The sequence below is a fragment of the Alistipes megaguti genome (assembly GCF_944320325.1).
GTDB classification, from domain to species: domain Bacteria; phylum Bacteroidota; class Bacteroidia; order Bacteroidales; family Rikenellaceae; genus Alistipes; species Alistipes megaguti.
Window position 1 is genome coordinate 1 of record NZ_CALUHA010000047.1, and the last position, 13,098, is coordinate 13,098.

The 13,098-nt window shown below is 63.6% G+C and carries 9 protein-coding genes and 1 pseudogene; all 10 read right to left on the reverse strand.

Translation table 11 applies throughout. From position 1 onward, the window contains the following. Nucleotides 1–2,021: GH92 family glycosyl hydrolase (locus PUQ42_RS09715; RefSeq protein ID WP_273373296.1), on the reverse strand; the 2,021-nt coding region annotated here is incomplete at its 3' end. A gap of 12 nt (nucleotides 2,022–2,033) precedes the next feature. Beyond that, on the reverse strand, nucleotides 2,034–5,621 hold the full coding sequence (locus PUQ42_RS09720; RefSeq protein ID WP_273373298.1) for a GH92 family glycosyl hydrolase: 3,588 nt from the start codon (nucleotides 5,619–5,621) through the stop codon (nucleotides 2,034–2,036). Beyond that, nucleotides 5,618–7,870, reverse strand: a complete 2,253-nt coding sequence (locus PUQ42_RS09725; RefSeq protein ID WP_420534964.1) for a GH92 family glycosyl hydrolase — start codon at nucleotides 7,868–7,870, stop codon at nucleotides 5,618–5,620. Before PUQ42_RS09725 ends, PUQ42_RS09720 begins: the two co-directional genes overlap by 4 nt. Before the next feature lie 5 nt (nucleotides 7,871–7,875). Next, nucleotides 7,876–8,883 (reverse strand): glycoside hydrolase family 130 protein, encoded by a 1,008-nt coding sequence (locus tag PUQ42_RS09730; protein ID WP_087310188.1) that lies wholly within the window; start codon nucleotides 8,881–8,883, stop codon nucleotides 7,876–7,878. A 264-nt stretch (nucleotides 8,884–9,147) separates the two neighbouring features. After that, nucleotides 9,148–10,014, reverse strand: a complete 867-nt coding sequence (gene atpG / locus PUQ42_RS09735) for an ATP synthase F1 subunit gamma (RefSeq protein ID WP_273373301.1) — start codon at nucleotides 10,012–10,014, stop codon at nucleotides 9,148–9,150. A 4-nt stretch (nucleotides 10,015–10,018) separates the two neighbouring features. Further along, nucleotides 10,019–11,608 carry a F0F1 ATP synthase subunit alpha gene (gene atpA / locus PUQ42_RS09740; protein WP_273373302.1) on the reverse strand — a complete coding sequence of 530 codons (1,590 nt, stop codon included), beginning with the start codon at nucleotides 11,606–11,608 and terminating at the stop codon, nucleotides 10,019–10,021. A gap of 2 nt (nucleotides 11,609–11,610) precedes the next feature. Further along, a complete protein-coding gene (gene atpH, locus PUQ42_RS09745) occupies nucleotides 11,611–12,168 on the reverse strand; it encodes an ATP synthase F1 subunit delta (RefSeq protein ID WP_273373303.1) in 558 nt (185 codons plus the stop codon). Further along, a complete protein-coding gene (atpF, locus tag PUQ42_RS09750) occupies nucleotides 12,153–12,671 on the reverse strand; it encodes a F0F1 ATP synthase subunit B (protein ID WP_273373304.1) in 519 nt (172 codons plus the stop codon). The genes atpH and atpF overlap by 16 nt, the downstream gene beginning before the upstream one ends. 21 nt (nucleotides 12,672–12,692) lie before the next feature. Then, the gene (gene atpE / locus PUQ42_RS09755; protein ID WP_273373305.1) at nucleotides 12,693–12,908 is read right to left on the reverse strand and encodes an ATP synthase F0 subunit C; all 216 of its coding nucleotides are present in this window, start codon (nucleotides 12,906–12,908) and stop codon (nucleotides 12,693–12,695) included. Nucleotides 12,909–12,960: 52 nt separating this feature from the next. Next, nucleotides 12,961–13,098, reverse strand: a pseudogene (locus PUQ42_RS09760) (F0F1 ATP synthase subunit A); the annotation flags it as partial.

The window sequence follows — 13,098 nt, forward strand, 5'->3', positions numbered from 1 at the left end:
AATCCCAGGGCCGAGAAGACGTACCAGGCCGAGGTCTGGCCGTTGTCCTCGTCGCCGCAGTAGCCGTCGGGCTGTGCCTTGTAGAGGCGGTTCATCACCTCACGCACCCAGTACTGGGCCTTGGCCGGTTTGCCGGCGTAGTCGTAGAGGTAGATCATGTGCTGCGCGGGCTGGTTGCCGTGGGCGTAGTTGCCCATGTTGGCCACCTGCATCTCGGTGATCTCGTGGATGCGCTGTCCGTAGTAGCTGTCGTCGTAAATGGGCGGAACGACGAAGACCGAATCCAGCATTTTCGAGAATTCGGCTTTGCCGCCCATCAACTCTGCGAGACCCTCGACGTCGTGGAAGACCGACCACGTGTAGTGCCAGGCATTGCCTTCGGTGTAGGCGTCGCCCCACTTGTAGGGGCTGAACGGCGTCTGGAACGTGCCGTCCTCGTTGCGGCCGCGCATGAGCCGCGTCTCCGGGTCGAAGACGTTGCGGTAGTTCTGCGCCGCCTTTTCGAGCAGTTCGGCATCCTCCGTACGGCCCAGCTTGCGGGCCACCTGGGCAATGCACCAGTCGTCGTAGGCATACTCCAGCGTGCGGGCCACGTTTTCGTTGATTCCGACGTTGTAGGGGACGTATCCCAGCGAATTGTAGTACTCGTGGCCGAGGCGGCCGGTTGACGATACGGTCGGATGAACCTGCATGCGGCCGCTCAGCATGGCGTCATAGAGTTCCTCGACATCTTCGGCCGGGGTGATGCCCTTCAGAATGGCGTCCGAGACGACCGATGCCGAGTTGTTGCCCACCATGCAGCCGCGGTGTCCGGGCGATGCCCACTCGGGCAGAAAGCCGCTCTCGCGCCACGTGTTGGCCAGTCCGGCCTGGATCTCGGCGTTGATGGACGGATAGACCAGATTCAGCAGCGGGAACAGACAGCGGAACGTATCCCAGAAGCCCGTGTCGGTGTACATGTATCCGGGCCGCACCTCACCGTTGTAGGGGCTGTAATGGATCGGATTCCCCGCGGCATCCATCTCGTAAAACTTGCGCGGGAAGAGCGTCGAGCGGTAGAGACACGAGTAGAAGGTGCGCAGCTGGTCGACACTGCCGCCCGAGACCTCGATACGTCCGAGCACCTCGTCCCAGCGGGCCTGCGCCTTCGCCTTCACCGTCTCGAAATCATCCGCTCCGAGTTCGGTTTCGAGGTTGCGAAGAGCCTGCTCCGGCGAGATGAACGACGAGGCGATGCGCAACGTCACCCGTTCACCGCGGTGGGTCGTGAAGTGGACCTTGGCCACGGCATGGTCGCCCTCCGCAACCTTGCCGCCCTCGGGCTTGAGCAGCCGGCTGCCGGCCTTGTAGGAGGCGGGGTTGTCCGTCAGTTCGACGGCCGAGAAGGGCTTGTCGAAGCGGATGACAAACCAGTTGCGGAAGTTTTCGGGCACGCCGCCGCTGTTGCGCGTCGTGTAGCCTGCCAGGGTGTGGTCGTCGACCATCTCCACGCGCGAACCGCGGTCGAAGGCATCGACCACAACGCCCGACTCTCCGGATTCGGGGAAGGTGAAGCGCATCACGGCGGCCCGTTCGGTCGGGGTCACCTCGGCCACGATGTCATGGTCGGCCAGGTAGACCGAATAGTAATAGGGCTTTGCCTCTTCGGACTGGTGCGAGAACCAGCTCTGACGCGACTCCTCGTCCAGTTTGTCGTTGCCGCGCACGGGCATCACCGCAAACTGGCCGTAGTCGTTGATCCACGGCGAGGGCTGGTGGGTCTGTTTCAGTCCGCGGATGGTGTGGGCGTTGTAGGTGTAGGCCCAGCCGTCGCCCATCTTGCCCGTCTGGGGCGTCCAGAAGTTCATGCCCCACGGAAGGGCCACGGCCGGATAGGTGTTGCCCGTCGAGAGGGCGAATTCCGACTGCGTGCCCATGAGCGTGGTGACGTACTCGCTCGGGCGCAGGGCCGTTTGCTGTTGCGGAGTCTCGCAGCAGGCCGCCGCACCCAGGGCGCAGGCCAGGATCCAAAATTGTTTCATCGGGTTCGGTTATCAGTTTATGGAGTTCAACAAATCGATTTTGCCCTCGTTGACCAGCTTGAGGATCAGCTCGCCGAAGAGCGTGTTCTGCCAGGCGAACCACGGCCGGGTAAAGTTCGCGGCGTCGTGGCGCGAGATGGCCTCGTGCATGAATCCCGTGCCGGCGTCGGTGGTCATCAGGGCGACGATGCAGTCGCGGATCTCCCGGTCGTCGGTCGAGGTGAAGGCCCGCATCATGATGCTCATCGGCCAGATCATCTCCACGCCGATGTGCGGACCGCCGATCCCCTCGCCGGCCTCACCGCGCCAGAAGTAGGGATTCGCCTCGCTCCAGACGAAGCGCCGCGTATTCTCGTAGACGGGATCCGTGCGCTCGACGTCGCCCAGATAGGGCATCGCCAGCAGCGACGGCACGTTGGCATCGTCCATCAGCTGCACGCTGCCGAAGCCGTCGACCTCAAAGGCGTAGATCCGTCCGTATTCCGGATGTTCGACCACGGCATACTTCTGCAGGGCCTCGGCCACCTCGTCGGCCAGTGCCGTGCACTCGTCGGCCAGCTCCTTCTCGCCGTTGACCGTTGCGAGAATCTCGGCTGCCTTGCGCAGCGACGTGACGGCCATGAAGTTCGACGGCACGAGGAAGCCGAAGGTCGTGGCGTCGTCCGACGGCCGGAAGGCCGACACGATCAGCCCGACGGGTTTCACCGGATTGCCGCGTCCGACGTGACAGCGGGTGTCCAGCTGACGGTCCGTCACGCGCAGGAAGATGTAGTCGCCGGGGCCCTCCTTCATCTGCTGTTCACGCAGCGTGGCGAGGATGGCCCGCATCGCCCCGACCCAGGCCTCGTCGAAGACCGACGTGTCGCCCGTCGTCTTCCAGTAGTGATGGGCCAGGCGGATCGGATAGCAGTGCGAGTCGATCTCCCACTTGCGCTCGAAGACCCACGGGTTCTGGGTGTTGCCCGGATAGCCGACATCCTCGCCGGCACCCGTCGGTCCGTCGTTGAAGGCGTTGGCATAGGGGTCGATCGCAATGAGCCGCATCTGCTGGCGGATGACGCCGGCGATCATCTTCTGCAGCTTCGGGTCGCGCGGGCAGAGCTGCACGTAGGGCCAAACCTGGGCCCCCGAGTCGCGGAGCCACATGGCCGGGATGTCGCCCGTATAGACATAGGTCGAGGGGGTGCCCTCCTCGTCCTCGCGGTAGTGAACCGTCGTGTCGAGCGTGTTGGGGAAGCAGTTGGCGAACATCCAGCGCAGACGTTCGTTGGTCAGCAGACCGCACACGCGGGCGATCTCCTCTTCAACGGCTTCCGACTTAAAAAGTCGTTCCCCCTCCGCAGGGCGCTGGTCGGCATACGTCTCGGGCTCGTCGGCGCAGTACCAGACCTTGGGCTCCGAACCCATCTCGAAGACCAGACTGCCGCCCTTCATCACGTCCGTATGCGAGATCCACCCTTTCGTGTAGGGCTGGTCGTTGAGCCATACGCGCTGGATGTAGCGGTTTTCGGCCGAAAGGTTGCGGGCCTCGACGGTGAAGACTCCGCCCGGCACCCGAATCTCGGCCCGGTCGAACAGCGGAGCTCCGAACCAGTAGCGGCCTCCGGCCGGCTCGACCTCGTACATGCCCAGCGACGAGAGAACGTACCAGGCCGACATCTGCCCTACGTCCTCGTTGCCCGAGAGTCCGTCGGGTTGGTCGTGGTAGAGCGTCGTCAGCACCTCGCGCACCCGGTCGGCCGTCTTCCACGGCTGGCCCAGCATCGTGTAGAGGTAGAGGATGTGGTGGCTCGGCTCGTTGCCGTGGGCATACTGACCGATCAGGCCCGTGATGTCGGGCGAGGTGGCGTCGCCGTGGATGAGGGAGCTGACCGTAAAGAGCGAATCGAGCTTTTCGAGCATCCGCGCCCGGCTTCCGAAACACCCCTCGAGCCCCTTGACGTCGTGCGGGGCAAGCCACGTATACTGCCAGGCATTGCCTTCGCAGTAGTCGTCGGCGCGGTGCGTCGAGGCGAACGGATTGAACGGCGTGCGCCATCCGCCGCGGCTGTCGCGCCCGCGCATGAAGCCCGTTGAAGGGTCGAAGTAGTGGCGGTACGAGTGGCTGCGCTTCGTGAAGTAGGCTTCGTCCTCCTCCTTGCCCAGCGCCTTGGCTGCGCGGGCGGCGGCTCCGTCGGCCAGCGCATACTCCATGTCGTAGGCCACGGCCTCGTTGAACAGATCACACGGAATGTAGCCGAACTTCATGCGCAGACCGTTGCCGCGGTCGGGATTCATCGCCGTCTTGCGGATGGCCTCGAAGGCGTGCTCACGGTCGAAGCCCCCGATTCCCTTGACGATGGCGTCGGCCACCACGGGGATTCCCGGGTTGCCCACCATGCAGTCCGTCTCGTTGCCCCAGAGGTGCCAGACCGGAAGACGGCCCTGTTCGTCGGCAATGGCCAGCATCGTGTTGATGATGTCCGGCATGCGGCCCGGATGGAGCAGCGTCATCAGCGGCATGGCCGTGCGGTAGGTATCCCACAGTGAGAAGGTCGTGTAGGTCGTGTAGCCGGGGTTTTCGTGCACCTGGCCGTCGGCTCCGCGGTAGTCGCCGTTGGCGTCGCAGAACTCCGACGGGGCCACCATCGTGTGGTAGAGCGCCGTGTAGAAGATCCGCTTCGCGGTCTCGTCCGGGGTTGAGATCTTCACCCGCGAGAGCTCCTCGTTCCAGGCGGCATCGGCCGCCGCAGCGACGGCTTCGAAATCCCACCCCGGGAGTTCGGCCGCCAGGTTCGCCTCCGCACCCTCGATGCTTACGGGCGACAGGGCCACCTTCACAAGCAATTGTTCGCCCTCCGCCGTGTCGAAATCCACACGGGCATAACGGGCGTTGACCCGGGGCATCTTGGAATCGTCCAACTCACCCGGCTGCAGGTAGGTAATCGCTTTGGCAGGCTTCGAGAACTCGGCCACGAAATAGACCCGCTGGTCCTTGGCCCACCCTTCCGAGTAACGCCAGCCGCAGATACGCGTACTGTCGTCCGAGAAGCGGAAACCTGTCTCGGTGGCCTTGTCCCAGCAGCCGCCGTTCTCGAGGTCGAAGACCACGGCGGCATTCTCCGCTGCGGGGAAGGTGTAGCGGTGCAGACCGACACGCGACGTGGCGGTCATCTCGGCCTTGACGCCGTAACGCAGGAGCGGCACCGAGTAGTAGCCCGGACGGACCACCTCTTTCGTGCGGTCGGCATAGGACCAGAGGCCCGAGGCGGGATCCTCCTCCGTGCCGCGGGCACAGACGACCTCTCCGACGACGGGCATCAGCGTCACGTCAAAGAGGTCCCCGATTCCCGTACCGCTGAGGTGCGTGTGCGAGAAGCCGATCACCGTTGAGTCCGAAGCGTGGTAGCCCGAGACCCAGTCCCACTCCTGCGGGATGCTCGTCGGGCCCACCTGTACGAGTCCGAACGGAACGTTGGCGCCGACGAAGACGTGTCCGTGGCCGCCGGTTCCAATTTTGGGGTCGACCCAGCGGGTCAGACTCTCCGCGGGTTGTGGCTGTGAGCAGGCGGCCAGCAGGACGGCAAATGCCGCTGTGCTCAGCAAGTGTGTGATTCTCATTGATGTTTCGAGTTTTGAAGTTCAAGGGTCAGTTGACCGCCGCGCAGCAGTTCGTCGTGGTCCACGCGGTAGGTCGTCAGGGGTTTGCCTCCGAGTGTCATGCGGCGGATGTATCCTTCGCCGCGCTTCTCGATTGTCAGCACGCCCTGCGGCGTGTCGATCTCGGCCCGGTCGAACGTCGGAGTGGTGATCGTGTAGGCCGGCTCGCCCGGGCAGTCGGGATAGAAGCCCAGCATGGTGAAGACGGCCCAGGCCGACATTGTTCCCGTGTCGTCGTTGCCCGGGATGCCGTCGGGCTTGACGGTGAAGTATTTGTCGAGCAGCCGCCGAGTTTCCCGCTGCGTGCGCCACGCCTCGCCGGGGAAGCGGCTGAAGAGATAGGCATAGGCGATGTCGGGCTCGTTGGCCGGGTCGTAGTGTCCCTCGTCGAAGACCGCCTGCAGCTTCTCGACGAAGCGTTTGCGGCCGCCCATCAACTTTACGAGTCCCTCGACATCGTGCGGCACATAGAACGTATAGTTCCAGGCCGATCCTTCGTGGAAGCCGGGTGCCGTCGAGAAGTTCTCGCCGGCCTTCGGATCAAACGGCGTGAGGAACGTGCCGTCCCCGTTGATCGGACGCAGCGTGCCGTACTCCTTGTCGTAGTAGTGGCGGTACCCGAGCGAGCGCTGGCGGAACATCTGCGCATCCTCCCGGTGACCGAGTGAATCGGCCAGCCGGGCCAGTGCCGCGTCGGCCACGTAGTACTCCAGGGCGTGCGAGACCGAGAGGTCACCCGCAAGATCCTGCGAGTAGACTCCCAGCGGAATGTAGCCCCGCTCGATGTAGGGGTCGATATCGGGCCGCAGGGGGTTCTGCGCGCCGGGCGTGGTGGCCGACTTGCGGAAAGCGGCATAGGCCGCCTCGATGTCGTAATCGCGCAGCCCCTTCATCCAGGTGTCGACGATCACCGGAATGGCCGGGTCGCCCTCCATCGTGAAGGTCTCGCGGCCGTAGAGCTCCCAGCGGGGCATCCAACCCCACTCGCGCGAGATGTCGATCATCGAGCGCACCATCTCCACCTGCCGCTCGGGATAGACCAGCGTCAGCAGCTGGTGGACGTTGCGGTAGGTGTCCCACAGCGAGAAGACCGTATAGCGGTCGCCCGACGTGACGCCCACGCGTCCCGAGTGCTCCATTAAGGGGTACTCGCCGTTGACGTCGTTCAGGAGGTTCGGGTGGATCAGCGCATGGTAGAGCGCCGTGTAGAAGACCTTGCGCTGGTCGTCCGTGCCGCCCTCGACGCGGATGCGCCCCAGATCGGCATTCCAGCGGGATCGGGCCGCGGTGTGGATCGCATCGAAGGTCGCCCCGTCCGGTTGCTCGGCCTCCAGATTGAGCCGGGCGTTCTCCATCGAGACATACGAGATACCCATCCGCACCTCGATCTGCTCGCCCGCCGCGAGGTCGTCGTACGTGAACCAGTAGCCGATGTCGTCGCCTGCCATCTCGCAGCCGTATTCGTTATAGAACTTGTAGCGGCCGTTATCGGGCGTCCATTCGGCCTCGACGCCCGTCATCGGGCGCTGCTTTTTCCAGTAGCCCGCAGCCCGCGGCGCCTTCGAGACCCGCAGCACGAAGTAGACCGGGAAGACCTTTTGCGGGTTGTAGCAGAAGGTGCCGAGCAGCTTCATGCCCTCGATCTCCGTATCGCTCACGCGGCGCACCATGGCCCCCGATTCGTTCGTGAGCCCCTCGCCCAGATTCAGCAGCAGGTTGCCCTTGCCTTCGGGGAACGTATAGCGTTCGACCGACGTGCGGGCCGTGGCCGTGGCTTCGGCCCGAATGCCGTATTTCGAGAGGCTCACGGCGTAGTAGCCCGGCGAGGCCACCTCGTCGCTGTACTCCGAGCCGTATTCGCGGTAGTCGGGGCGCAGTTCGCCCGTCGTGGCCATTGTCAGCAGCGATCCCATGTCGGGACATCCTACGCCGCTCAGCGCTCCGTGGGCGAAACCCGTGAAGAACTTGTTGTGGAATTCGTAGGGGGTCGACCACCAGCGGGCATCCTTGTCATAGACGTTCTTGTCGGAGCCCATGACGTTGAACGGCACCACGGCCATCATGCCGTTCGGAAGGACGGCACCGGGGTTCGTGGCTCCGAAGTTGGTGGTTCCGATGAAGGGGTCGACCCACGCCGCCGGTTCCGCACCCTGTGCCTGGGTGCGGAAAAAGGCTGCGGCGAGCGCAGCCAGTATGAGCGTTCGTCGCAGCAACATCAGAGGATCGAGTTTTTCTTCGTGAATTCGATGATCTCGGGGATGTATCCGAAGGCAAGCCCGGTGACCGTATCGGCGCATCCGTAGTAGACGGCCACGCGCCCCGTTGCGGGGTCGTGCAGCGCCGCGCAGGGGAACGTGACGTTCGGCACGTCGCCCATGCACTCGTACGTCTCGCGCGGCGAAATCAGATACGGGCCGCTGCGGGCCAGCACCTTCCACGGCTGGTCGAGGTCGAGCAGCGCCGAGCCGAAGGCGTAGACATAGCCGTTGCATGAGCGCAGCACGCCGTGGTAGAACAGCAGCCACCCCTCGGATGTTTCGATCGGAATCGGGCCGGCGCCGATCTTCATGCACTGCCAGGCCGAAACCTCGAACGCCGCGGGCGACATCACATGACGGTGGTGTCCCCAGAACTCCAGATCGGGGCTCTCCGAATAGAAGATGTCGCCGAAGGGCGTATGACCCGTGTCGCTCGGACGCGACAGCATGGCGAAGCGGCCGTTGATCTTGCGCGGGAACATCACGCCGTTGCGGTTATACGGGAGGAAGGCGTTCTCCAGCTGGTGGAACGTCTCGAAGTCGTCGGTCCAGGCCACGCCGATCGTCGGACCGTGGTAGCCGTTGCACCACGTTACGTAGTACTTGTCGTCGATCTTTGCCACGCGCGGGTCGTAGCCGTAGACCCACTCGCCCACTTCGGGATCGGCCCCTTCGAGATGGAAATCCTCCTCCTGGATGTCCCACTTCATGCCGTCCACGGAGAAGCCCGCGTGGATGCGCATGCGGCGGTTCGTATCGTCGCAGCGGAAGACGCCGGCGAAGTTGTACTTGCCCTTCTTGAAGGGCACGACGGCCGAGTTGAAGATCGAGTTGGAGGTCGAAAGGGCATGACGGCCGATGATCGGGTTGGCCGAATAACGCCACATGACTTCGTTCGACCCTGCGGGACGCTCCTCCCAGGGCATGTCCGGAAGTGCCGGACCCGCAATTTTCAGATGATCCATTGATTCAGATTTTTGAGTGTTTCAGTGTCTCTACGGTTTGGGGATTCCGGGCCTGTGGGCCTGGAATCGGGATTCGGGTTTACGGGCCCGAATTTCAGCCCAAAAGTAGGCAATTTCTTCAAGATATACAACCTCCGGCCCGATGAATTGTTAAAAAATTCACAATTCGACCTCGTCCCTGCCGCCGGCTCACGAAAAAGGCGTCGGCGGATCTGATGCGACCCGCCGACGCCCTTGGAAGATGCGCGGCCCGTTTTCGGGCGCCTAATCGGCCTGACCGATGTCGGCCAGCTCGTTGGTGATGGCCTGCTGACGCTGTTTGTTGTAGAAGAGTTTCAACTCGTCGAGCAGCTCCTGGGCATTGTCCGAAGCGGTCTGCATGGCCACCGTACGGGCGGCGTGTTCGGCCGTGGCGCTGTCGAGCAGCACCTCGTACATGCGGGTGCGGACCGCGAGCGGCAGCAGTTCACGGAGCAGTTCGCGGGGCGACGGCTCGCAGATGTAGTCCGCTTCGGAAAGCGTCTGCCCCTCGCCCGGACGCGCCTTCAGCGGAAGCAGCGTCTCGCTGCGGGGCGTCTGGCGGCTCATCGAGGCGTAGTGGTTGTAGACCAGCACCACGCGGTCGACTCTTCCCGCTTCGAAGTCCTCCATCAGCCGGTCGGCCAGGCGAACCGCTCCCGCATAGTCGTGATGACCCGAGAGGGTGTGGAACGAGTCGTTGAACGTCAAGCCGCTCTTGCGGACATGGGCCAGCATCTTCTCCCCCACGGGCCACACCTCGATCTGCTGAAATCCCTCACCGCGCAGCGCTTCGAGCGTGTGTTCCAACTGCCGGATGGCCTCGGCGTTGAATCCTCCGCAGAGCGATCCGTCCGAAGCCACGGCCACGACGACGGCCCGCTGCTGCAGTTTGTGGGGCAGCGTCAGCGGTGATTCGATCTGCTCCTCGTCGGCATAGCGGAACAACGCCTCGGTGATCGCGCCCAGCTGGCGTTCGTAGACGGCCAGCGCCTCGGCCTCCGACTGCACGTGGTGCAGTTTGGCCGATGCGACCATCTTCATCGCCGAAGTGATCTTCAGCGTGCCGCCCACCGAGGCGATCCGGGCCTTGATCTCTTTGAGCGCAGCCATGACCTTAAGCTTTAGCCTTCAGGGCCGTCGTGACACTGGCGGCCAGCGATTCGATCCGTTTGCCGAGCTCCTCGTCGAGCTGTCCCTTGTGCAGCGCTTCGGGGATATCCGTCGTGTGCAGCCGTTCGAGCAGCAGGTGTTCGAACTCGGGGACCTGTTCGATGGCAATCTCGCGCAGCAGTCCGTGCGTGCCGCAGTAGAGGACGGCGATCTGCTCCTCGACCGACAGCGGGCTGTACTGCGGCTGCACGAGCAGACGCGTGTTCTTGCGGCCGCGGTCGAGCGTGGCTGCCGTTACGGGGTCCAGATCGCTCGAGAAGCGCGAGAAGGATTCCAGTTCGCGGTACTGCGCCTGGTCGATCTTCAGCGTTCCGGCCACCTGCTTCATGGCCTTGATCTGGGCGCTGCCGCCCACACGCGATACCGAGATACCGACGTCGATGGCCGGTCGGTTGCCCTGGTTGAAGAGGTTCGTATCGAGGAAGATCTGGCCGTCGGTGATCGAGATGACGTTGGTCGGGATGTAGGCCGAGACGTCGCCGGCCTGGGTTTCGATGATCGGAAGGGCCGTCAGCGAACCTCCGCCGCGTACCTTGCCGCGCAGCGATTCCGGCAGGTCGTTCATCTGCTCGGCGACCTCCTGCTGTCCGATGATCTTGGCGGCACGCTCCAGCAGACGCGAGTGCAGGTAGAAGATGTCGCCCGGATAGGCTTCGCGGCCCGACGGACGGCGCAGCACGAGCGATACCTCCCGATAGGCCACGGCCTGCTTCGAGAGGTCGTCGTAAACCACCAGCGCGTGGCGGCCCGTATCGCGGAAAAACTCGCCGATGGCCGCACCCGCAAAGGGGGCGAAGTACTGCATGGCGGCCGGATCGGCGGCCGTGGCGGCCACGATGATCGTGTAGTCCAGTGCGCCATGGGCCCGCAGCGTCTCGACCAGCGAGGCGACCGTCGAGGCCTTCTGCCCCACGGCCACGTAGATGCAGTAGACCGGATCGCCGGCTTCGAAGTTCGAACGCTGGTTCAGAATCGTATCGACGGCGATGGCGGTCTTGCCCGTCTGACGGTCGCCGATGATCAACTCGCGCTGTCCGCGGCCGATGGGGATCATGGCGTCGATGGCCTTGATGCCGGTCTGAAGGGGTTCGGTCACCGGCTGGCGGAAGATCACGCCCGGAGCCTTGCGTTCGAGCGGCAGTTCGAGGCGTTCGCCCGCGATCTCGCCCAGTCCGTCGATCGGCTGTCCCAGCGGATCGATCACACGTCCGAGCATGCCCATGCCCACCTGGATCGAGGCCGTACGACCGGTGCGGCGCACCAGATCGCCCTCCTCGACGCGGTCGGTCGAGCCCAGCAGCACGGCACCCACGTTGTCCTCCTCGAGGTTCATCACCACGGCGCGCATGCCGTTCTCGAACTCCAGCAGCTCGTTGGCCTCGGCATTCTGCAGACCGTAGATCCGCACCATGCCGTCGCTGACCTGCAGCACGGTGCCCACCTCGGCATACTGTGCCGAGAGGTCCACCCCCTGGAGCTCGGAGAGGAGCACTTCGGAGATTTCCGATGGTTTTATTCTCTCTTTGTTGTTCATGTTCAAATCTTTCTTTCGGGCAGTCTGCCCAGTTTCTGTTCTACGCGGCGAAGCTGCGTGGCGATGCTGGCATCCAGCAGCCGGTCGTCGATGCGGAAGCGGAAGCCGCCGATGAGCGACGGATCGACCTTGCGGTGGACGCGGACCTCGCGGCTGTGCGTGACTGTGCCGACCTGGGCCGAGAGCCGGTTGACGAAATCACCGTCGACCTCGGCGGCCGTTGTGAGCGTCATGTCGACGATGCCGCAGCGCTGCTTGTAGATGCCGACGAAGGCCGGCAGCATGAAGCAGAGCCACTTCTCGCGGTGATGGCGGATGACCAGCCGCAGGAAGCCTTCGAACGAAGCCGAAAGTTCGTGATCGAAGGCCTTGCGCACGACATCGAGCTTTGCGTCGGCCGTCAGGACCGGCGAGGTGAGCACCTCGCGGAGTTCCATGTTGCCGTTGTAGGCTTCGATGAACGCTTCGGCCTCTTCGGCCACCCGTTTCATCTCACCCTTCGATTCGGCAAAGTCGGCCAGGGTCCGGGCATAGCGGCGGGCGATCAATCCGGTGTCCATGTCTTGCGGTTTTTCGGATCGAACTCCTCCATCAGGCGCGAAGCCAGCTGCGTCTGGGCCTCCCGGTTGTCGAGATCCTGGCGCAGCATGCGTTCGGTGATGGCCACGGCCAGCGCGGCGATCTCCCGTTTGGCTTCGGCCAGGATGGCGGCCCGTTCGGTTTCAGCCTGCAGGCGGCTCTTTTCGAGGAGTCGGGCGCCTTCGCTTTCGGCCTTCTGACGGGCGTCGGCCAGAATCTGTTTGCGTTCGGTGTCGGCCTCCCGCAGGATTTCGTTGCGCCGGACCTCGGCCTCATTGATGATCTCACGGCTGCGGGCCTCGAGCGTGGCGCATTTCTGCTCGGCTTCCCGGGCGGCATCGAGCGACGAGTCGATATACTCCTTGCGCGACTCGATGGCCTTGACGATGACCGGGAAACCGTAGCGGGCCAGCACGACGAGGACCACCACGAAGGCGAGCGTCATCCAGAACAGCAGTCCCGATTCGGGTTGCAGAAGTCCCATGGCACGTACCGATTTTTGGGATTAGAGTGCCAGGAAGCAGACTACCACGGCGAAGAGGGCAACACCCTCGATCAGGGCCGCAACGATGATCATGTTGGTACGGATCTTGTCGGCGGCTTCGGGCTGACGGCCGATGGCCTCCATGGCCGAACCTCCGATTTTACCGATACCCAATGCTGCGCCGATGACGGCCAGACCTGCGCCGATTGCAGCGCCCAGAATACCTAAACTTTCCATAGCTGTTTGAGTTTTTATCAGTTTTTGTTTTGTGAGTCGTTTTCGTATGCGATCAGTGGTTGTCGGCCGTTTCGGCGGCGTGCTTTTCGGGACGCTCCTGGGCCAGTCCGATGAAGACGGCCGAGAGCATCGTGAAGACGTAGGCCTGCAGGAAGGCAACCAGCAGTTCGAGACAGTACATGAAGATCGA